This is a genomic window from Rossellomorea aquimaris (genome assembly GCF_001877785.1).
Taxonomy (GTDB): Bacteria; Bacillota; Bacilli; order Bacillales; family Bacillaceae_B; genus Rossellomorea; species Rossellomorea aquimaris_A.
In genome coordinates, this window is the sequence record NZ_MINN01000106.1 from 63,334 (window position 1) to 84,028 (window position 20,695).

18 protein-coding genes and 1 riboswitch are annotated in these 20,695 nt (G+C 46.3%); of the genes, 9 read left to right on the top strand and 9 right to left on the bottom strand.

The genetic code is table 11. The features are described from left to right. Nucleotides 1–25: 25 nt before the first annotated feature. From BHE18_RS15250 to pxpB, 3 genes are read right to left on the bottom strand one after another with little or no spacing between them, the layout of a single operon-like run. Entirely contained in the window at nucleotides 26–1,210 is a 1,185-nt protein-coding gene (locus BHE18_RS15250) for an NRAMP family divalent metal transporter (protein ID WP_071619388.1), read from the bottom strand. Nucleotides 1,211–1,245: 35 nt separating this feature from the next. Continuing rightward, the gene (locus tag BHE18_RS15255; protein WP_071619389.1) at nucleotides 1,246–2,247 is read right to left on the bottom strand and encodes a biotin-dependent carboxyltransferase family protein; all 1,002 of its coding nucleotides are present in this window, start codon (nucleotides 2,245–2,247) and stop codon (nucleotides 1,246–1,248) included. Next, on the bottom strand, nucleotides 2,244–2,951 hold the full coding sequence (pxpB, locus tag BHE18_RS15260; RefSeq protein ID WP_071619390.1) for a 5-oxoprolinase subunit PxpB: 708 nt from the start codon (nucleotides 2,949–2,951) through the stop codon (nucleotides 2,244–2,246). Before pxpB ends, BHE18_RS15255 begins: the two co-directional genes overlap by 4 nt. 324 nt (nucleotides 2,952–3,275) lie before the next feature. Here pxpB and BHE18_RS15265 point away from each other — a divergent pair, with 324 nt between their 5' ends. Both BHE18_RS15265 and BHE18_RS15270 read left to right on the top strand, forming a co-directional pair. Next, nucleotides 3,276–4,436 (top strand): MFS transporter, encoded by a 1,161-nt coding sequence (locus BHE18_RS15265; protein WP_071619645.1) that lies wholly within the window; start codon nucleotides 3,276–3,278, stop codon nucleotides 4,434–4,436. Nucleotides 4,437–4,940: 504 nt separating this feature from the next. Further along, nucleotides 4,941–7,685, top strand: coding sequence for a hypothetical protein (locus tag BHE18_RS15270; protein WP_071619391.1), 2,745 nt, complete (start codon nucleotides 4,941–4,943; stop codon nucleotides 7,683–7,685). Nucleotides 7,686–8,420: 735 nt separating this feature from the next. Here BHE18_RS15270 and BHE18_RS15275 read toward each other — a convergent pair. Genes BHE18_RS15275 through BHE18_RS15290 form a run of 4 tightly spaced genes read right to left on the bottom strand, consistent with a single transcriptional unit; the run spans nucleotide 8,421 to nucleotide 12,244 of the window. Next, entirely contained in the window at nucleotides 8,421–8,957 is a 537-nt protein-coding gene (locus tag BHE18_RS15275) for an RNA polymerase sigma factor (protein WP_268876363.1), read from the bottom strand. Nucleotides 8,958–8,987: 30 nt separating this feature from the next. Beyond that, nucleotides 8,988–10,988, bottom strand: a complete 2,001-nt coding sequence (locus tag BHE18_RS15280) for a DUF6449 domain-containing protein (protein ID WP_071619393.1) — start codon at nucleotides 10,986–10,988, stop codon at nucleotides 8,988–8,990. After that, nucleotides 10,963–11,862, bottom strand: coding sequence for an ABC transporter ATP-binding protein (locus BHE18_RS15285; protein ID WP_071619394.1), 900 nt, complete (start codon nucleotides 11,860–11,862; stop codon nucleotides 10,963–10,965). The genes BHE18_RS15280 and BHE18_RS15285 overlap by 26 nt, the downstream gene beginning before the upstream one ends. Further along, nucleotides 11,855–12,244, bottom strand: coding sequence for a GntR family transcriptional regulator (locus BHE18_RS15290; RefSeq protein ID WP_071619395.1), 390 nt, complete (start codon nucleotides 12,242–12,244; stop codon nucleotides 11,855–11,857). The genes BHE18_RS15285 and BHE18_RS15290 overlap by 8 nt, the downstream gene beginning before the upstream one ends. Nucleotides 12,245–12,769: 525 nt before the next feature. On the opposite strand from BHE18_RS15290, the gene BHE18_RS15295 reads away from it, so the two are divergent. The 3 genes from BHE18_RS15295 (at nucleotide 12,770) to BHE18_RS15305 (ending at nucleotide 16,212) form a co-directional block, all read left to right on the top strand. Then, entirely contained in the window at nucleotides 12,770–13,558 is a 789-nt protein-coding gene (locus tag BHE18_RS15295; RefSeq protein ID WP_071619396.1) for an ABC transporter ATP-binding protein, read from the top strand. 3 nt (nucleotides 13,559–13,561) lie between these two features. Further along, nucleotides 13,562–15,184, top strand: a complete 1,623-nt coding sequence (locus tag BHE18_RS15300) for a hypothetical protein (RefSeq protein ID WP_071619397.1) — start codon at nucleotides 13,562–13,564, stop codon at nucleotides 15,182–15,184. Nucleotides 15,185–15,399: 215 nt separating this feature from the next. Continuing rightward, nucleotides 15,400–16,212, top strand: a complete 813-nt coding sequence (locus tag BHE18_RS15305; RefSeq protein WP_071619398.1) for a ZIP family metal transporter — start codon at nucleotides 15,400–15,402, stop codon at nucleotides 16,210–16,212. A 170-nt stretch (nucleotides 16,213–16,382) separates the two neighbouring features. Here BHE18_RS15305 and BHE18_RS15310 read toward each other — a convergent pair whose 3' ends face one another. After that, a complete protein-coding gene (locus BHE18_RS15310) occupies nucleotides 16,383–17,348 on the bottom strand; it encodes a nuclease-related domain-containing protein (RefSeq protein WP_071619399.1) in 966 nt (321 codons plus the stop codon). A 354-nt stretch (nucleotides 17,349–17,702) separates the two neighbouring features. Here BHE18_RS15310 and BHE18_RS15315 point away from each other — a divergent pair, with 354 nt between their 5' ends. Beyond that, nucleotides 17,703–18,251 carry a histidine phosphatase family protein gene (locus BHE18_RS15315; RefSeq protein WP_071619400.1) on the top strand — a complete coding sequence of 183 codons (549 nt, stop codon included), beginning with the start codon at nucleotides 17,703–17,705 and terminating at the stop codon, nucleotides 18,249–18,251. 174 nt (nucleotides 18,252–18,425) lie between these two features. Here BHE18_RS15315 and BHE18_RS15320 read toward each other — a convergent pair whose 3' ends face one another. Beyond that, nucleotides 18,426–18,749, bottom strand: a complete 324-nt coding sequence (locus BHE18_RS15320) for a general stress protein (protein ID WP_071619401.1) — start codon at nucleotides 18,747–18,749, stop codon at nucleotides 18,426–18,428. A 153-nt stretch (nucleotides 18,750–18,902) separates the two neighbouring features. Here BHE18_RS15320 and BHE18_RS15325 point away from each other — a divergent pair, with 153 nt between their 5' ends. The 3 genes from BHE18_RS15325 to thiT all read left to right on the top strand — a co-directional run bounded on the left by BHE18_RS15325 (nucleotide 18,903) and on the right by thiT (nucleotide 20,633). Then, complete coding sequence (locus BHE18_RS15325) at nucleotides 18,903–19,229, top strand: thioredoxin family protein (RefSeq protein ID WP_071619402.1); 327 nt, start codon at nucleotides 18,903–18,905, stop codon at nucleotides 19,227–19,229. A 247-nt stretch (nucleotides 19,230–19,476) separates the two neighbouring features. Next, nucleotides 19,477–19,776, top strand: a complete 300-nt coding sequence (locus BHE18_RS15330; RefSeq protein WP_032085497.1) for a hypothetical protein — start codon at nucleotides 19,477–19,479, stop codon at nucleotides 19,774–19,776. 85 nt (nucleotides 19,777–19,861) lie between these two features. Beyond that, nucleotides 19,862–19,966: riboswitch (TPP riboswitch) on the top strand. A 70-nt stretch (nucleotides 19,967–20,036) separates the two neighbouring features. Beyond that, nucleotides 20,037–20,633: an energy-coupled thiamine transporter ThiT gene (gene thiT, locus BHE18_RS15335; RefSeq protein ID WP_071619403.1), complete on the top strand. Its 597-nt coding sequence runs from the start codon at nucleotides 20,037–20,039 to the stop codon at nucleotides 20,631–20,633. Nucleotides 20,634–20,695: the final 62 nt, after the last annotated feature.

Genomic DNA, 20,695 nt, shown 5'->3' on the forward strand with positions numbered 1-20,695 from the left:
GGTTTGGGGCTTCAATGGTGGCCGGCTAAAACAACTTCGGAATTTCATTGATCATCGTATATACACCCATATACGACATAGCTACGACGATGATGAGGCCGAATACCGTCAGCCAGACCGGGTGTTTGTAATCGCCGACGATTTTTTTCTTATGTGCGGCAAGCAGCATGACCCCAAGGGCGATCGGCAGGATCAATCCGTTCAGTGCACCGACGAGGATCATGACGGCAACAGGTTTACCGATCGACACAAACACGAGCGTCGAGATGACGATAAAACCGATGATCAGCCATTTATGGTATTTTTCCAAAAGAGGGCTGAAGGTTCGGATGAATGATACGGACGTATAGGCTGCTCCGACCACGGATGTGACGGCAGCTGACCACATGACGATCCCGAACATTTTATATCCGACGTTACCGGCAGCAAGGTTGAAGACGGATGCCGGCGGATTGGAAGGATCGATCTGCAGACCCTGCGCAACGATTCCAAGCGAAGCCAGGAATAAAAAGATGCGCATGAGGGAAGCGATCCCGATGGCAGAAACAGAGCTTTTCGTAATTTCAGGAAGAGCGTCCCTGCCGGTAATGCCTGCTTCAAGCAGACGGTGTCCGCCCGCGAATGTGATGTAGCCGCCGACCGTACCGCCTACCAGCGTGATGATGGCCATGAAGTCGATCGTATCCGGCATAAATGTCTTTGTGACCGCTTCTCCGACCGGAGGGCTCGATGTGAACATGACATAAAGTGTAAGAAGAATCATTAAAAATCCGAGAATCTGTGCAAATTTGTCCATCAATCGGCCTGCTTCTTTGAAAAGGAAGATCCCGATGGCGATTAGGCCGCTGAATAAAGCTCCCATCTTGGGGGAAATCCCGAATAAGACATTCGTTCCAAGACCTGCTCCGGCGATGTTCCCGATATTGAATGCAAGACCGCCCGTGACGATCAGGAATGCCAGGAAATATCCCAATCCTGGGAGGATATCGTTGGCGATGTCCTGGGCTCTTTTTTCTGAGATGGCAATGATCCGCCAGATGTTCAACTGAGCCCCGATGTCAATGATGATGGAAATGAGGATGACAAAGCCGAAGCTTGCTGCCAATTGTTCCGTGAACACAGTCGTCTGTGTCAGGAACCCCGGGCCGATGGCCGACGTGGCCATCAAGAAGGCAGCCCCGAGCAATACGCTGATATTTGAAGTTTTCATTCAGTTCTCTCCTTTTCTGCTGATTCTGTGGTGATTTACTTAAGCTTCAGTGCAATCCCCTGTTTCAGGTGGCGAAGCTGCTTTTCCCTGTCTATGAGAAGCTTCTGGGCTTCCTCATGGGTGATGACTGTAAAGGACAGCTCTTCTCCCGGTTTCATCTGGGCGATCAGCGGGAGGTCGACAGAAGCAATCTGGCCAATGCGGGGGTAGCCTCCCGTCGTTTGCCGGTCTGCCAGCAGGATGATCGGATTTCCGTCGGAAGGAACCTGGATGGTCCCGAATGAAACGGCTTCGGAAATCATATTCCTATCTTTTTCCAGATCTAGTTTTGTCCCCTCCAGCCGGTAGCCCATACGGTCGGACTGCGGTGACACTTTGAATGGCTTTTCAAAGAAAGCCTGCCTGCTGTCTTCTGTGAAAAGACCTGATTCCGGACCTTCCATCACCCTGATTGCCTCTTGTGACCGGTGGATGGAGATGAATTCGGATGAGATCGACCAGTCGATTTCCGTAAAATGGCCTTCCTCCAAGTAAGGGGTCAGATACTCGATGATTTCCTGTGAATCATCAAGCACTTCACCGGAATGAATGAGGTCTCCTTCTTTTAAACTGCGGCCGTCATAGCCGCCGATTCCCGCCCGCAAATAGGTGGAACGGCTGTTCATGACAGAAGGCGCGTCTATACCGCCGGCAAGGGCGAGATATGACCGGGCACCGCTTTTGCACCCGCCGAATTTCAAGGTGGAGCCTTCCTTGACTAGAACGGACTTCCATAATGGGACAGGCTGTCCATCAATGGAAGGGGATAAGTCGCCTCCGCAGATGGAGATGAGGGAGGTCTCCTGGAATTCAAGTACGGGACCGGTAAGGGTCATTTCAATTACTGCTTCGTTTTCATCATTCCCCACAAGCCAGTTCGAAATTCGATGGGCGATCGGGTCCATGCTTCCGCTGACGATGACGCCGTATTTTTGATACCCGTATCTTCCGAGGTCCTGTACGGTGGAGAGGAGGCCCGGCTTTACTACTTGAATCATGCTTTTCCCTCCATTTCTTTAAATTCATCTTCAGAGATCGAAACGAATTTAATGAGGTCTCCCGCCTGAAGGAGACTAGGGGTCTCTTCATCCGGCTGGAACAATGACAGAGGAGTCCGGCCGATCAGCTGCCAGCCGCCTGGCGTTTCAATCGGGTAGACGCCTGTCTGGTCGCCGGCGATCCCCACGGAGCCTGCCGGGATTTTCATGCGGGGTGATTTTTTTCTCGGTGTGGCAAGTTCCGGGTCTAGACCTCCGACATAGGGGAAGCCCGGTGCGAATCCGATCATGTATACAAGGTAGTCACCGTTCGCGTGCTTCGATATGACCTCTTGCGTCGTTATTCCGTGGTGGGCTGCCACCTCTTCCAGGTCAGGCCCGTATTCCCCGCCGTAGCATACAGGGATTTCTACGACTCTGCCGGAAGCAGAAGTGTGTGATGCATCACCGGTAAGCAATTCAGCCAATATTGAGCAGACTCCTTCATAAGGAAGTTGTCCTTCTTTCTCCTGTAAAACCAGCATCGGATCGTAATAAAGGGTGACAGTGGTAAAAGCGGGAATGATATCGACCAGCCAATCTTGAGGAGTTTTTTCTAATATGGATGTGACTAACTTTACCTTTTCATGCGTGCCGGATTCAATTGCATTCCCCAATTGAATGACGACGGCACTGTCTCCTAAAGGCCGTAAAGAATAGTTCAAGCTGTTTCCTCCTTTTATAAAGTTATATTTATACAAAAATATAAATAAATATTCAAAAATAGATAGTCAAATTAATTTTTCAGAACTTTTGGTCATGTTGTCTATTATAGTATAAACCGATAATTTTTCAATGAGGGAAATCATTGTAAGAAAATAGCAGGAATCTTTGGGGTGAAATGATATCTCTTTTTTCCGGAATGTGCTATTATTTAGTAATTCGAAATAAATTCTTAGAATAGGTTATTCACGTGAATAAATGAATAATAGAAAGGGGGATTTCCTGTGACTAAAACAAAAGAACCTCTATGGACAAGGTCTTTTATTATGTTAATGGTAGGAAATCTTTTTGTGTTCATGTCGTTTCAAATGCTGATCCCGACTTTGCCGCCATATATCAAGTCACTTGGCGCGTCAGGTCTGGAAATCGGTCTGGTGACGACTTTATTTTCAATCGGGGCGGTTTTGAGCAGGCCGTTCATCGGCTTTATGCTTGAATATAAGGATCGGAAGCCATTGGTCATCATCGGGGTGGTTTCATTGCTGCTCATTACGGTGATCTATCCGTTGTCTTCGATCGTCGTGATCTTTTTGGTGTTCCGATTTGTACACGGACTTGCCTGGGGCTGGTCGACGACCGTCAACGGAACGGCTGCCGTCGATGTCGTGCCGAAATCCCGCCTTGGTGAAGGGATGGGCTATTACGGATTGTCGATTACCATCGGGATGATCATCGCACCGAGTCTCGGAATCTATCTGTTTCAAGTGACGACCTTCACGAATCTGATCATCACGTCCAGCGTTCTTGGCGTTATTGCCATCATCCTGCTGGCACTGGTCCGTTATCAGACTCCGGCAATCGTGAAAGAAACAAAGAAGGAAGAGCTTAAATTCTCATATATGGGTTCGCTGATTGAAAAATCAAGCTGGTTCCCAGCATTCATCACAATCATGGTCACATTCGGCTACGGCTCGATCGTCACCTTCATCGTCATTTTCGGGGAAGAGCGCGGCATACAGCATATCTTCCTGTTTTATCTGTTCAATGCAATCATGGCTTCCCTTTCAAGGCCGGTTGCAGGGAAGTGGTTTGACGACCACGGTCCGAAGGGACTTATCCTTTTCTGTATAGCGATCACATTTGCAGGGATGTGGGCATTATCATTCGCCCATTCGGACGCACTGATCATCGTATCGGGCATCCTGTTCGGAGTGGGCTTCGGCTCGCTGATCCCGACACTCCAATCATGGACACTCTCGATGACCCCGGATAACCGCAGGGGAGTGGCGAACGGAATGTTCTTCTCTTCCATCGACCTCGGCATCGGCCTTAGCGGACTCGTATTCGGCGTCCTTGCCCAATTCGTCGAAATCGGCGTCCTGTTCCAGATCTCAAGCTTCTTCCTCGTGCTTGCATTCATCGTGGCAGTCATGCAAGGCCGTAAGCACCAAAAGCGGAGGCGGCTCGGTCAGGCCCGACAAGCATAAGGCGAGTCGGCAAAAAAGGCGCCATTTGCCTTTTATGCCGTCTTGACTTATGACCTCGAGGGACTAGCCGCCGGAGCTGGATGAAACAAAAGCGGAGGCGGCTCGGTCAGGCCCGACAAGCATAAGGCGAGTCGGCAAAAAAGGCGCCATTTTCCTTTTATGCCGTCTTGACTTATGACCTCGAGGGACTAGCCGCCGGAGCTGGATGAAACAAAAGCGGAGGCGGCTTGGTCAGGCCCGGCAGGAATAAAAACAGAGTTTACACCTTCATAAAAGGTGGTAAATATTTAGGACTATCTAGTTTCTGAAAGGGTGTAGCCTTTTTGTAATGGATAGTCCTTTCTTGTGTAATGAATGTGAGCCGAACGAATCACGGAATAAAGAATCAATTAGTAAATGAAAACGAAATGAAATTTTATAAGGGAGAAATTCTGATAGAATGATAGCCATAGACTAGTCTGTGAGTCCTTTTTCCAAGAGGATTCACATATAACGGAGGACATTATGACAGAAGAAAAGTTATTGATGGAGAAGTCGTTTTATGAAACTTTTTTAATAGACAGCGAATCAACCCTTCATCCTATTGAGGTGCTGGGGGCCGCGTTTGTGGAGGAGCAGCAGAACGAGCCCTACGACCTGACCTACATCCGCTATGCGCAAGGTGAGGTGTATTTTCACAGCAAAGATTATGAAGCGGCCATCTTTAAATGGGAAAGCATCCTGAACGAGCTCGAGCCATGGGCCAAGAAGAACATCGCCGATTCGTATTATGCACTCGGCATGCTTTCTTCAGCGGAGGATGTGTACACGGGGATCTCGACTGAGAACCCGGTGCTGACGATGGAGATCTCCCTTCAGCTCTTCCATCTGTACATCGAAAGAAGCAAGCTGAAGTCGGCGTACCGCATCATTGAGAAAGCGCTGGGCATCGATCCTGACTATCCGCATGTATCCCAGCTAGCGAAAACATTTTATGAAGAACAGCAGGATTGGAAAAATGCAGTCGGCCTTGCTGTGGGCGAGTCGATCCGGACAGGCAGTGAAATCTGGTTCCGATCCCTGCTGGAGTATGCAGAAATGGGTTATACGTCAGTATACACACCGAATTATTATTACGATGTGCTGATCGCGGTCTATGAAAAAGACCGTCCGTTATTCAGGGATCTTGTCCAGAGCTTATGGGCATCCTTCAGGGAAGTTCCGGAGACCCATATCGAATGGATGTCGACCGTCAACACGATCTTTGAATATGTGGAACCGGAGGCCGGCGAACGCTGGGGCGAGATCTCAGCCGAGTTCCAGAATGCTTATCTTCACTTCCTGGAAGAAGGTTATCTAGTAAAAGAAATCGAAGGCTTCATGCCGGATCTATTGACCAACTGGCTGAAAATCAGCAAGCATGACCAGCCGCTCTTTGCATCGGCCGCAGTGATGGCCTGGAGTGACGTCTTCGCTTATTCCATGGATCCCGAGGTTGTCGAAGAAGCTGAGCGACTTCTGCTGCAAGGGGAATATCCCGCTTTCAAATTGGAAGAGACCCTGCTCCTGTTGAATAAGATCATCAGCTGGTCCGAAGGGAACGGGGCGCCTGTCTCCTATAAAACGCAGTGGATCGCCGAGCAGCTCCTCGACACAAGCCAGCAATACCTTGTTGTTGCGGGCAGCGAATACAGCGGCAAATCTTCCTTTGTCCAATCCGTGCTGGGAGAAAGCGTGGGGGAGGCAGAGCATTCGACTGTCGTATACAGATATCACCGCGACCAGGTCGAAGTGACAGAGGTCCATGAACGCGGAGCGGAGAAAGTGGAAAGCATCGCCGACTTCGAAGAGTTGATGGAGCGGGAATCCTTCGTCGAGTACCGGCTGCCTTCAGATTTCCTTCAAAAGAATGGGAGTGCGCTGATCGACGTCCAGGCAAACGGCAGGGGAATGAAAGACCTGACTTCTTTCTATCCCGCTGCGGACGGCCTTCTTTATGTACTTAATGCAGATGCGCCATTCAACGCTGAAGACCGCAAGACACTGAGGACATTGAAGGAGATTGGCCAGCACGTAAATGTGCATTTCCTTTTGAATAAAATGGATAAAATCGACCACGCCGGCCATTCTGAAGAAATCATCGAATCGGCCCGTACGAAAGCCAGGGAATGGTTCCCGTCGGCTGAAGTGCTCCCGTATTCATCGCTTGAAGCGGTTCACCTTCAGCAGCGGGACGTGGAAGCCTTCTTGAAAAATCAATATTTCCATAATCCAGGCGAGCTTAAGCGTGAGCGGAGAGTAAAGCTTTTCTATATGGTAAGGAAAACGCTGAAAGATCTGTACTCCCAGCGAAAGAATCAGGAACTTGGATTACAGGATGCGATCGAGAAAAACAAAGATATCCTTGTCCGCCTGAACGGCTTCCATACCTACCTGGAAGACATGCAAAATGATAAAACAAAGGATATAAAAGACTCTTTCCGTAAAAAGAAAGAAGAGATGAAAAGAGAAATCTCGAGGAAAGTCCCTGAGATCCTTAGTGGCTGTTCGGACCTGATCACGGAAGAAAGTGACTTCAGACAGATTCACACCGAATTGAATGAAGCGATGAATGCCAGGATTCAAACATATATTCAGGAAGACCTCATGCCGCGCTACATGATTTTACTGGAAAACTGGCTCCAGTCCTCAAGACAGGAATTGCAGGACGGCCAGGATTATTTACACGAAATGAGTACCACTTTCAATGAGTTATTTGGTAAAGACCGCGTTGTTCTGCAGTGCGATTTCCAAGTCGTCGACGATTGGAAAAGGGATGTAAGCCGGATGGGGACAAGGGCGCAGATCGATCAGGAGAATATACTTCTCAAGTTCAAGCCCGGCCAGTTCCTGCTGAAGAGTGCCGGCAAACTGTTCGGAGGAATCCCTCAGAACAAGAACCTGCTTCATACTCAGTACAAACGCTACTTGGAAAACGAAGATTATTCCGAAACAGCCGAATCGGTCGCGAACAAGTTTTTCGTCCAATTCGATTTGTTTGAAAAATCACTGGATCAGGACGTTCAATCCTTTTTTGCGGAGCCGTTCAATCAGCTTGATCTTACGATTAAAGAGACAGAAGCAGAGGTGGCGGCAGAAGAAGAAACATTGAAAAAAATGAAAGAACATCCGGAACGCTATTTCGATCCAATTACTTTGTTTGAAGTGAAATTGCTTCATGATGAGTACAGGATGAAGGCCGGAGCCGGAAGTACGCGTCCGTCTTATTGATGTGAATAGTGGGAAGAGCCGATTCGCTTTTGGTGAATCGGCTTTTTGTTGTTTTTTTAGGGAAAGAAGTTGATCGGGGTGGAGGTGGTGAGTGAGATGTTTTCAGGCGGGTAGGTTTAGGGTATTTTTGGTGAGTGATGGAATTAATCCTGATATTCGAAGGTTATTCCGTGGAATTCGAAGATTATAGCCTGAAATTCAGAGAAAAAGGATGGCTTTTGAAAGATTACCGGCTGAAATTAAAAGATTTCGCGGCTACTCCTTTATACCCGTAGCAAAGGTGACACCGGTTAGGTCGTTAGAGTGGTTGGGTATTGGTCATTTTTGGTAAGTGACGGAATTAATCCTGAAATTCGAAGATTATCCATCAGAATTCGAAGATTATTGCCTGGAATTCAAAGAAAAAGTGCAGTTTTCAAAAGATTACACCCAAAAATTAAAAGATTCCACCGATTCTGTCCATTCCGGCGGCTCCATGATAGCGCTCATTGAGTCAAATCGTTGATTATAAGCCATTCGGAAGTGCAATCATTACGCACACTGCGTCAAAAATGCCGATATCGTCCATAAAACCTCAATAAACATCAACCAAACGCCAATTAAGCCCCAAAGCACCGATTACAAACGCAGCTCGCTCCACCCCGACAACGCCAATTACACCCATACAACCTTAATCAAAAATAAAAACCCCCGGAGCGCCGCTCGCTCCGGGGGTCCACCCAATAATCCAACAAATCAAGCGGTCTTATTCAATAATACATTCAACTGCTTCCTGGCCCGGTGGTACCGGGTTTTGACCGTAGCAGGGTTAAGGTCGAGCCTGCGGGCGATCTCTTTATCGCTCAGCCCGTGGATTGCTTTTAATCGGAGGACTTCCTGCTGCGCAGCAGGAAGCATCCCAATCCCCGTTTCAATCTCTTCTTCCAGCAGGTGAAAGTCCACTTCGGATTCTACCAATCCCGATGAACTTTCGATAAACGGAGAATCATAGGTTTCCTGATCGTCAACCAGTTCCTCCCGGCGCCTTGATTCCTTCCGGATGAAGTCGATGGCTGTTCGGCTGGCGATCGATGAAAGCCATCCTTGGATTTTTCTGAAGTCAATCAGGGTGTCCCATTTCCGGTATGCTTTCATGAACGTTTCCTGTACGATGTCTTCTGATACATGGACGTCCTTGGTCAATTTATAGGCGATATGGTAAATCAATCTGTGAAATTGCATATATACCTCCTCGAATGACGGAGATTCAATGTGTATGAGTTTGGCACTCAATGGATATCACCTCGATTCTTTCTCATTACATTATTCAAAAGCTTGTTTTACAAAGGAAGGGGTGTCTGCTTCGGTCAGACCCATCACTTCAACATGCGGCTGTCCTTTGTATTTGATGCCGACGAGATATGGATCTTTCTGTCGGTCATAACTGAGTTTCCCCAGTATTTCATTCAGCTTTTCTTTATCATTAATCTCAAGCCCGGTTCCCTGTTCCTTCAGTGAAGGGAAGATGTCGCCGGGGTAATCTGCTTTCATCAATTCACGGGTATGTTCTTTTTTATCGATGACATAGATCCAATCGATGTCATCCGCTGTCACTTTAATTTTCTCCAGATATCCTTTATCGCGAAGCCATTGTTCAAAGTCATCATACGTATTGCGTACGCTTATGCCTGTTCGCTGGTTATTGGATAACAGAACTTCAACGGAGAATGTACTCAGTCTGTTTTGATCGTCGAAGCTCTCTTTGTAAATTTCTTTCTTTAAGATATCGATTGCTTCTTTGATTTCTTCAGGGTCGACAATCGTGACGGTCTTTCCAGCGGTGTACTCCTGGTGAAGCGTCAATTTATCGATTTTCTCTTCATCGATCTGGAAGATGTCGTTCGTCGCTTCTTTGTATTCCCGGGTTTCGTATAAAGCCGAGTAGTACTCTTCCAGATCACCTTGCTCGATTTCGTAGCTTCGGACCATCGTGCTTCCGTCTTCTAATTCATAGTAAAAGAATGCAGGCATCCGGTCGTAGTAACCCGCAGGCGTTTCTCCTTTTTCAATGACCGCTTTGTGGAGATTCCTTACAGCTTTGATCGAATCGGCTTTTTTCAGCATTGGATCGCGTTTGATATCGGGTACGAAACCGTCCTCGCTGCTCACCATGATTTCACTGTCATTGTTAAATAAGTCATAATAGCTGTAGCCGACATACGCTTTCTTGATGCTGCCTGCTTCAGGCACTTTCTTTTCGTATTGAAAAAGGTCGAATTGGAACAGGAATGAAGCGGCACCGATCACAAGCAGGTAAACAACGTACCCTTTCCAGTGGTGAAAGACTCTCCAGTGTTTTTGTAAAATCATTTCGGCAACATAATAGCCGATCAGGGCACCAACGACGTATCCGAACCACATCCAATATCCCTGTCCCTGTACTTCGGTGAAGTACATACCGCCGACAAGCATCGCGCAGAAAGTCACACTGTATTTAAAAATCGGCTGAAGGAGTTTGAATGTGATCGGCTGTGATGCTGTTTCGATTTTTCTATTTTTATAGAGTAGAAGAGCCAGTACATAGAATAAAATCGTCAATCCTGCATAAATCAGTGCGTCCCATCCTGAGATCATTTTGTTTTCGAGCATGGCCGCCTTGACGATCGGTGAATATTCTTCAATCTTGATGTTGTAATAGTATTCGGTCGGATAGCCGAACAAGAGCTGCTTCAGGCTGAAGGTAACCAATAAGAACATTCCTGCCGGCAATAACAGGATGATGTAGGTCAACGCGCCTTGCACAGCCGAAAGGCCTGTAACCATGGCGATGAAAGTTCCCGTCAAGAAGAAAAGGAAGGACATCAGCAGTGTGATTCCGGACCAGGCGAAGATGTCTGCTGCATCAATGTAAAGATTAAGTTCAGTAATCCAATAGAGTACTAGAAGGAATAGTGTATTCAGCAGTATCGGGATCAGCAGGATGCCCAGGCCAGTGAGCAAAGCATGATGGAAAATCTTGTCCCGTTTGATTGGCAGACTATGAATGAAATCCGCCGGATGTTTTACGTGCAAGTATCGGAACAGAAACACTGCCAGCAATACCGGGATAAGGAATAAAAGCCCCATTTGAATCGGATATTGCATTTTGAAAAGATTTTCATAGATATTGTTGTAATAAGTGAGATTGGGATTCGTCAGTTTACCCAGGATGTCGATCGGAAGTGCAAACAGCAGCCCGATAAAATAAACGATTCCCAGCCAGCCTACACTCCGCAGGCTCTGCATAATCAGTTCCTTATTAATCCAAGATGTTCTGGATGGCATATCCAACATCCCCCATTTCATATATAAAGATTTCTTCCAGCGTCAGCGGCAGTAAGTCGAAAATGACAGGATGATAGGAACGGATCAGCCTCTCGACATCTTCATGTTCACCGCGCACGATGCATAATAATACACTGCCCCTCGTTTCTTTATGAAGGACGTCCAACTTGTTGAACAGTCCGTCGGGGACATCCCCTTTAAAGGCGAGCTGGATTTTATGGATGCCTGATTTAAGGTCATCGAGTTCTTTTTCAAGCAGGAACCTGCCTTGATGAAGGATAGCGATATGATCGCAGATATCCTCGACCTCTCTCAGGTTGTGGGAGGAAATCAGGATCGTCATTTCCCTCTCAGCCACTTCTGTGATCAGTACATTTTTTAATTTCTTCCTGACAACAGGGTCAAGTCCGTCAATCGGTTCGTCCAGCACCAGTACATCGGGCTTGGCAGACAGGGCGAGGATAAAGGAAGCCTGGCGCTGTACCCCTTTAGAGTATTTGTGCAGTTTCTTATGGATGTCGATTTCAAACAATGCCGTCAGCCTATGATAATATTCCTCATCCCAGCGGCTGTAAGTATTCTTATAAAATTGAGCCATCTGCTTCAGTGTATAGTGGGTAAAAAAGAACGGCTGATCCGGTAGGAAGACGACTTTTTCCTTGATTGGGGTCATTTCGAATACCGTCTGGCCATCCACCGTGATCTCTCCCTGATCAGCCTTTAAAATCCCTGCAATCGTGCGCAGCAAAGTGGTCTTGCCTGCACCATTGGAACCGAGCAGTCCGTAGATGGATCCCTTTTCAATGGAAAATGAAATATTATGAATGATTTCGGTTCTGTCAAATGCTTTACTCACACCTTTAATCTCAATCATCAGCTTGATTCCCCCCGACTGATGCCTCGATATCGGCGATCAATTCTTTTAAATCTTCAACGGTGATCCCTAAGTACAGGGCTTCCGATAAGAGTCTTGTTAGTTCTTCTTTCACTTTCATGATTTTCTCCGCATTTTGGATGTGACTTGAAGGATTGACAAAGCTACCTCTCCCTTTCACTGAATAAATATATCCTTGAAATTCAAGTTCCCTATATGCTTTCTGGATTGTGTTTGGATTGATCGTCAGCTGCTGAGCCAAGGTACGTACTGACGGGAGCTGCTCATCCGGCTTCAGCACCTCATTGATTATCAGTTCTTTCAGCTTTTCCACCAACTGTTCGTAAATGGGCTTCCGGCTTCTTAAATCGAGTTCAAACATATCCACCCTCCCAACTGTATACAGTGTACTATGTGTCTTAATACAGTTAAAGTATATAACATGTTCTTCCATTTTAGAAGAGTTTTTTGGAAAAAATTTTTCGGTTCGTAATAACGCTGTTGATTTCCGTGGAAGACTTCGCTTTCCGCGGGTAGCGCGTGAGCCTTCTCGTCACTGCGTTCCTGCGGGGTCTCACCTTTCCAGCTGTTATAAGCCAAACCGGCCTGGAAGGCAAAGAACGCCTTCTTGGCCGATTCGTCTTATGCCACACGCATCTCTTCAAAGCCCTTCCGCTTTTCTGATTAGCTGCTTTTCCCGCAGGAGTCTACGTCTTCCACTCCAATCAACAGCTGGAACACCTACAACCAAGATTAACTCTTTATCGGAATTCTTCCGAAAAGCGAACTCTCGTTATTAAACCTTTGCTGCATGGCAAACGTCCAATATTGTAAGAAGGTCAATATTCCAAATAAGGGAATTTATGTTAGCATGGAGAAATACTGCATAAGGGAAGAGGGGGACATCATGGAAAAGAGAGAAGAGCCGATTTTGTTGATTAGAGGACTTGGGAAGAGATATGGGAGCAAGGAAGTGTTGAGAGGAATCGATCTGGAGGTCCATAAGGGTCAGATCATTGGATATATCGGGCCGAACGGGGCAGGGAAAAGTACGACGGTCAAGATCATCCTCGGCCTCGAGGAGGGGTATTCCGGAGAGGTGTGCCTGTTTGGGAAGAATATTTCAGGACAATCGTCAGCTTATAAAAAGAGGATTGGATATGTACCGGAAGTGGCCGACCTGTATGATAACCTGACAGCCGAGGAATATTTGACGTTCATCGGTGAGCTTTACGGGCTAGAGCCTGATGAGGCCGGGGAGCGGGCTGGAAAGTTGACTGCTTTATTCGGGCTGGAGGAAGTCTATCAATCTCGGATTGCATCCTATTCGAAAGGGATGAAGCAAAAGATCCTGATTATATCCAGTCTCCTGCATAATCCCGACATTTTGTTTTTTGATGAGCCGATTAACGGACTCGATGCCAACTCCGTCATGGTCTTTAAGGAGCTTCTTGCCCAGTTGGCGGCTCAGGGGAAAACCATATTCTATTCTTCCCACATCATGGATGTCGTCGAAAAGATCAGCAGCCGGATCATTCTTTTACATAATGGTTTGATTGTGGCGGATGGCAGTTTCGAAGAATTAAAGAATACGAACAGTGAAGGGACGCTGGAGGAAATCTTCAACCAATTGACCGGTTTCGATGAACATAAAGAAACGGCAGAGAAGATTGTTTCGGTTGTTCAAGGGGTCTAGGGGATGAAGGAATTTCGTACACTTCTGTTTCTGGATTGGTTCCGCGTGATTTTTGAAAAAATGGGCTTCGATTACCGCACTTTACGGAGGATCCTGCAGGTGAAGTTCACGATGGACCAGCGGAGGGTCCCAACGATATTTCAACAGCAGGGAAGTAAGGGGAAAGAATCCAAGGATGAAAACCGATTCATTAAGTCGCTTTGGATTTATGCACTGTTTGGATTGTTCCTCATCCCGTTTGTTTTAATGGGGGAAAATTATATTTTTCAGATGAGCATCAGTTTTGCCGTGATCATGTTTATCATCATGATGTCGATGATTTCTGATTTCTCGGTTGTCATCTTGGACATCAGGGATAATAATATTCTGTTCACAAAGCCGGTGGAGAAAAAGACGATCAGCCTGGCGAAGTCCATCCACGTATGTGTGTATCTTTTCTTTTTGACCGGCGCTATGACCGTCATCCCGCTGATTGTCGCGTTGATCAATCAGGGTGTTTGGTTTTTCCTGCTGTTCCTGGCTGGCATCATCCTGACCGATATCCTGATTGTCGTGTTCACCGCGCTCCTTTATTATCTTATCCTGAAGTATTTTGACGGGGAGAAATTGAAGGATATCATCAACTATGTACAAATTGGACTGTCAATCGGGCTGGCTGTCGGTTATCAGGTTGTCGCCAGGTCCTTTGAATTGGTCGATCTGCAGGTGGACTTCACCGCAGAATGGTGGCAGATCTTTTTCCCGCCGATGTGGTTCGGCTCCTTATTTGAGTGGGTATTAAACGGCGGGGACAATCCTTTGATCATCCTGTTCTCGGTTCTGGCCATTTTGTTCCCATTTGCTGCATTGGCTGTCTATATCAAAATCCTTCCCTCCTTTGAGAGGAATCTGCAGAAACTCAATTCGCATGGGGGGAAGAAGGCCAAGAAGTCCTATTGGTTTGGAAAAAGCCTGATGAACCTTATGTGCAGCAAGGAAGAGCGTGCATTTTACCAATTTGCACATTATATGATGAAGAATGAGCGGGAGTTTAAATTGAAGGTATATCCCGGACTCGGATTCGCAATCATCCTGCCGTTTATTTTCATCTTCAACTTTTTGACGACATCTTCCTTTGACGATCTTTCTAAAAGCATGGTGTACCTCTCCATCTATACAAGCCTGACCGTCATCCCGACGGTCGTGATGCAGCTTGGATATTCAGGCAAATACAAAGGAGCGTGGATCTATAAGGCGGCGCCTGTCGAAAAGAATGCCCCGATCCACAAGGGCACCTTGAAAGCGTTCCTGGCAAAACTTTTCATCCCCTTGTACGTGGTGATGACAGTATGCTTCCTTTATCTGTTCGGATTGAGGCTGCTTCCGGAGCTCATCATCGTCCTGATCAGTGCGTTCATTTACACGGTTGTCTGTTACAAGCTGTTGAGCAGCGGCCTTCCATTTTCGGACAGTTTCGATGGTGTAAAACAAAGCGATGGTTGGAAGGTGCTGCCGTTCTATATCATCATCGGTGCATTTGTCGGCATTCATTTTCTGGCAGTGAAAATGGATTATGGTGTGTATGTTTACCTGCTTATCCTCTTGACCGTGAATTTCTTTGTATGGATATTTTCGTTTAAGGACTGAGAGCTGTGAACAATAAAGAGCTGAGCATCCCTGAGTGGGTGCTTAGCTCTTTTATTTTGAGGGAAGTATAGGGAGAGGATAGACACAAATTGGAGCGGATGTCATATATATAGAAATGCAGATATTTGAGTTTACGCTTAAACATTTCCTTTGACGAAGAAAGTTTCCTTGATACAAAATAGACGTATCAGAAAAAAGATGGGAGGAACGGGTATATGATGGATTGGTTTTCAGCGTTGAATCCGACCATGCAGGCGCTGCTGGGCGGAACGATGACGTGGGGACTTACAGCGCTCGGAGCGGCCACCGTATTTTTCTTCACGAAAATCGAAAAACACACGATGAACATGATGCTCGGGTTTGCGGCAGGGGTCATGATTGCGGCGTCCTTCTGGTCGCTATTGGCGCCTTCCATAGAATTCAGTGAACAGAACGGACAGATTCCATGGCTGGCACCGGCAATCGGTTTCCTGCTCGGAGGAATCTTTATCAGGCTTCTTGACTTCGTGGTTCCCCATCTTCATCTGGGCAATGCGCAGGATAAAGCGGAAGGACCGCAGACGAAGTTCAAGAAATCGACGCTGCTGTTCCTGGCCATCACCCTTCACAACATTCCCGAAGGCTTGGCCATCGGGGTCGCCTTCGGGGCTGCGGCGCTTGGAATCGGTGATGCAACGGTTATCGGAGCGCTCGGTCTTGCAATCGGAATCGGAATCCAGAATATGCCCGAGGGGGCTGCGCTCTCAGTCCCGTTGCGGGGAGAAGGAATGTCACGTGCACGTGCATTCAATTACGGCCAGCTTTCTGCCATCGTTGAGCCGATTGCAGCCGTCATCGGGGCGGCCGCCGTCATCCTCGTCCAGCCCATCCTGCCCTATGCACTGGCATTCGCCGCAGGAGCGATGATCTTCGTCGTCGTCGAAGAGCTCATCCCTGAATCACAGTCCTCCGGAAGCACCGACCTTGCTACGCTTGGTCTGATGGCCGGATTTGTGGTAATGATGATTTTGGATGTTTCGTTGGGGTGATTTTATTATAGTTTAGAGAGGTGTGCGGGTTGTGGCTGCACGCCTTTTTATGGTTTGAGAAAGATCCGTCATCAGGGTTAACTCTGGTGAATGGATTTACTAAAACGGACTTCAACAATCACAACATGACGAAGTTGCTTGGTGTTGGGGTGTTATCAAGTTGGCGATTTTTATGGTTTTGTGTAAAAAGTTCCTTTTCCTTTACCATGGGAGATCAAGCCTGAATTCTGAAGAATATGAGAGGCCACTTTACGTGAAGGGAGGCAAAGAAAGCTTCTTAATTCATTGTTTGTCATTTTATTGTTAACCAAAAGGAAATAATCTTCAATGGCTTTCAAGTGGCCGGATGGGGACTGCCTTGAACATTGTTGACAGTGCCAGGATTTACTGATTCTAGTAATTGGGAAATATCCGCAATGTTCGCACTGAACTCCGGGGAGGATTTCCTCCTTCTTAAGATTATATGTTTGAAGGCAATTCGAAGGGGCATCTTCATGATGAGTAAGAATGAGTTTCTTGGTCTTTTTAAGTGTTTTATCTGTCAGCGAGTTGGTTTTATATAATTGGTTTAATTGTATAATACGGTCGATGATATTTTGGGAATGAATGATGTTAAGATATGGAGATTGGGATTCTGGACGCGAGGTATACTCAATGGTAGTGGATGGGTTGCTGATGACGACGAGATATTCGATGGGGAGTGGAGGTGTTTTATGTAGCGCTAACCATTTTTGAAGGAAGTGCTTTTGTCGTCTGACTTGGGAGATTGGATCGATAAATCCTTCTTTTACCTCTTTATAAATTCGTGTGCATTGTTTGATATGAGGGTCAATTCTGATGATCCCGGAGACGTTTTTCACTTCAATGGCCAGGATATAGTAAGGAGTCAGCAGGATGGTATCGATTTGAAAGTAATGAGGGGCAAGCGGAAGGCGGATGTCAAAGAAGAGCCAGTAATTTTTCCCGGTTAGAAAGCTCAGATGATAATCTACTGCTTTTTCACCGTTGAAGCCAGCCTTTCTTTTCTTTAAATCGAGCTCAATCAGGGGTTTTGTAACATGAAATGGGGCGAGCCGCGTAAGTAAAGCTTCGTTTTCCAGTATTTTCAACGGGATTGTTCGTTCTTTTAATATCAAAACATCACTCCTTATACTTTGATATAGTATTATTCGCCATAGAGAGGAAAATTCCTCTATTAAAATTGGAATAAATGGAATATTATTGTAGATATGATCCAGTTTCAGGATTTATGATCCATTCTGGAGAAATACGTTCCATTCTGTTAATTTATGATCCATTTTCGAAATATATGATCCATTTTCGAAATATATGATCCTTTAAGAATGATTCTAATTAACAGACGGCGGCCATGCGACCTCAACTATGTGACTGGATCATGATTAGCTGGAAAACACCTATACGACTCGAACCATAACGATAAACAAAGGAACATACATAACCATCACCAAAACCCCCAAAGGAGCCCTCAAATGAAAATCGGACTAATCAGACACTTCAAAGTAAAAAGAGGATACCCGAATTCTATCGTGTCCTCGGCTGAATTGATGAAGTGGGTGGAAGAATATGAAGCTTCCGAAGTAGAAGAGAATGAAGTGGATCTGAACGGGATCGAATGGAAGTCCTGCTATTCGAGCAGCATGAGCAGGGCGGAGGTCACGGCACGCAGCGTCTACGACAGGGACATCATCTTCTTGGATGAATTAAGGGAGGTTCCATTATCACCGCTCTTTCCGCCGAAGATGAAGCTGCCGCTGTTCATTCATTTGCTTGGCATCCGCCTGGCATGGTGGTTCAACCATCCATCACAGGCTGTAAGCAAGAAAGAGGTTTTGGAAAAGATAAATAAAGTCTTAGACAGGGTCATCTCAGAGAATCAGGATGTATTGATTGTCGGACACGGCGGGGTAATGATGTTCATGAGAAAGGAACTGATCAGGCGCGGGTTTTCGGGTCCGGCATTCAGACGGCCGCAAAATGGTGTGGTCTACATTTTTGAAATAGGAAATGAAAAAGGATGAACCCAACCTGCGGGCTCATCCTTTCGTTCATTATTAACTATATTACTCGGCCCCATGAGACGGTACAGTGCCTAAGAATCGACTTCTCAAATCAAGACAGCCGGGCCGTTCAAGGAATCGATTTATCAAGCCGGATCAGCTAGGCCGTTCATGACGCCTGGAATTTCCCCAAAATCAGTCCTGAACCAACAGCAAAATCTTGCCTTCATCCAGCTTTTCTTCGTACTGATCGGCTTCTTCTTTTGAAAAGCCCATCTCCTGCAGCTGGTTGCGCAGTTCGTCGCCTTTGCTTACGATCATATTCCCGACAGCTGTACCGATGCCTGTTTCCCTTGCGCCGATTTCATTCGCATTCGCATTGTCGGCCACACGCTCCGTGCGGTCATCGTCATGTGATAATACATATAAATTCTTTTTGCTTATGCCTTGAGAAGATAGTTTTTCAACTTCAGAAATCAATTCCTTATCGTTGTAGAATTCCTTAACAGTTGGTTTCAAGTGGATCTCCTCCATTATCATTTATCGTTTTTGAATACAGTCGTACTTTTCCCGTTTTGTAAAAAGATAAACATGCCCAGCCCCGCGATTTCAGAGGGGCAGAATAGGGAATAGATAACCATAACAGTTCATGCAGAAAGGAAGGGATGGAAGGTGAAAGAGCAACATACCCTTGAAGAAATTAAGAATACGGTTCATTCAGAAAAAATGGTGCTTTTATATATATCACGGCCGAATTGCTCTGTGTGCCATGCTTTGCTGCCGCAGGTGGAAGTGGTGTTGAAAAAGTACCCAAGCATAACGGCCATCCATGCGGATGCTGAAGAAATCCCCGGGATTGCAGGGGAATACTCGATCTTTACGGTACCCGTTTTGATAGTATTTATAGAAGGAAAAGAAATGATGAGAAAGGCACGGTTTGTCCCGATCGATGAACTGGACAGCGGATTATCCAGGATGCTTTCCGCTTTTGAAGATTAAACAAACGTTTGATTAAAAGAGCCTGAGCCTTGCGCTGCAAGGGTTGGAAGAGTTAAACGACTGTTTGGGATATTCGGGAGGGCTGTCGTCTCATGGAAGGCCCTTCCAGGCATGGTGATACGGGAGCATTATGCTTATTTTAAAAGAGTTCAAAAAGTAGCTCTTTTGTCATGTCCTCCTGAATAGGTATATAATAGAGATAATACACGGAAGATTCAGAATCGTTTCCGTAGAAAGGAGGGAATGGATGCTGAGGTTGTCCAGAGCAAGTAAGGTAACCATTTCAGTTGCTGCCATTATTCTATTTATCGCTGCCAACCAGATTACGTTTGTTCAACACTTTACTGCCCGAGCGGCCACCAAGCTTTATGTGGGATGGAAGTATAACCATCTCGACCTTGAATACGAAGACGTGGAGTTTTCTCCGCAATTCGGTGATTACTCTGTTGCCTATAAAGATAAAGAAGGCAGAGTATATGGTTTCATGGTTGCCCCTAAGTCGATGCCGGTCATCATCCTGCACGATCCGCTTAATGAAAGTCCTTGATCGTTTCCTTCAATTTCATGTCCGCAATTTCTTTTACTATTTAATGTTTTCGTGTATAATACGTACTGAATTATAATTTAATAAACGTGACCACAAGGGGAGCGATTTGCTGAGAGTGAACGGCACTGCCTGTTCTGACCCTTTGAACCTGTTAGTTAGTACTAGCGTAGGAATGTGGATGATATAGGATCACTATGCCTATTTGAATTGACTGACTCTCCCTTATGGTTTCGTTTTAAAAGAAGGGGAGATTTTTTTTTATGAAATCTTTAAGTTTGGTCGTCATGATCGAAGCTGCATTGATGGCTGCATTTGCGTTGATTCTGGACCTGCTGCCGTCGATTGATCTTTCGCCGAGTATTTCCATTTCATTCTCGATGGTGCCCATCTTCATACTGGCATTTCGGAGAGGAGTGAAAGCGAGCCTGCTGGCCGGATTTGTGTGGGGTGTCCTTCAGGTGGCGCTCGGCAATGCATGGATTGTCACTCCTGTTCAAATGATCATTGAGTATTTCATTGCCTTTACGTTCATTGGCTTTGCGGGTGTCTTTTTAAACCGCATCCAGCAGTCACTGCGCTCAGGCAGCAAGTCCAAGGTTTATGCCTGGATTATCGCAGCAACCGTCCTTGGCAGTGCGGCCCGTTATTTCTGGCATTTCATCGCAGGCTTCATTTTCTTTAAAGAGTATGCTCCGGAAGGGATGTCGCCGGTCCTTTTCTCGCTATTTGCAAACGGGGTGACGATGCTCGGTTCCGCATTGCTGTGCTCAATCGTGCTTGTCCTCTTAATTGCGACTGCTCCGCGCTTGATCAGTCAGGGTGTGAGGGTGCAGCATGATCAGCGGAAAGCTTCATAAATACCTGTAAGGCCAGCCGATCCCAACCCGGGGTCGGTTTTTTTCGTGCTCTTCATTGCTTA

What these genes read in the sequence shown, in the direction of transcription:
- BHE18_RS15250 (WP_071619388.1), bottom strand. Translation starts at nt 1,210, where the DNA reads ATGAAAACTTCAAATATCAGCGTATTGCTCGGGGCTGCCTTCTTGATG.
- BHE18_RS15255 (WP_071619389.1), bottom strand. Translation starts at nt 2,247, where the DNA reads ATGATTCAAGTAGTAAAGCCGGGCCTCCTCTCCACCGTACAGGACCTC.
- BHE18_RS15265 (WP_071619645.1), top strand. Translation starts at nt 3,276, where the DNA reads ATGTTAATGGTAGGAAATCTTTTTGTGTTCATGTCGTTTCAAATGCTG.
- BHE18_RS15270 (WP_071619391.1), top strand. Translation starts at nt 4,941, where the DNA reads ATGACAGAAGAAAAGTTATTGATGGAGAAGTCGTTTTATGAAACTTTT.
- BHE18_RS15280 (WP_071619393.1), bottom strand. Translation starts at nt 10,988, where the DNA reads ATGCCATCCAGAACATCTTGGATTAATAAGGAACTGATTATGCAGAGC.
- BHE18_RS15285 (WP_071619394.1), bottom strand. Translation starts at nt 11,862, where the DNA reads ATGATTGAGATTAAAGGTGTGAGTAAAGCATTTGACAGAACCGAAATC.
- BHE18_RS15290 (WP_071619395.1), bottom strand. Translation starts at nt 12,244, where the DNA reads ATGTTTGAACTCGATTTAAGAAGCCGGAAGCCCATTTACGAACAGTTG.
- BHE18_RS15295 (WP_071619396.1), top strand. Translation starts at nt 12,770, where the DNA reads ATGGAAAAGAGAGAAGAGCCGATTTTGTTGATTAGAGGACTTGGGAAG.
- BHE18_RS15300 (WP_071619397.1), top strand. Translation starts at nt 13,562, where the DNA reads ATGAAGGAATTTCGTACACTTCTGTTTCTGGATTGGTTCCGCGTGATT.
- BHE18_RS15305 (WP_071619398.1), top strand. Translation starts at nt 15,400, where the DNA reads ATGATGGATTGGTTTTCAGCGTTGAATCCGACCATGCAGGCGCTGCTG.
- BHE18_RS15315 (WP_071619400.1), top strand. Translation starts at nt 17,703, where the DNA reads ATGAAAATCGGACTAATCAGACACTTCAAAGTAAAAAGAGGATACCCG.
- BHE18_RS15330 (WP_032085497.1), top strand. Translation starts at nt 19,477, where the DNA reads ATGCTGAGGTTGTCCAGAGCAAGTAAGGTAACCATTTCAGTTGCTGCC.
- thiT (WP_071619403.1), top strand. Translation starts at nt 20,037, where the DNA reads ATGAAATCTTTAAGTTTGGTCGTCATGATCGAAGCTGCATTGATGGCT.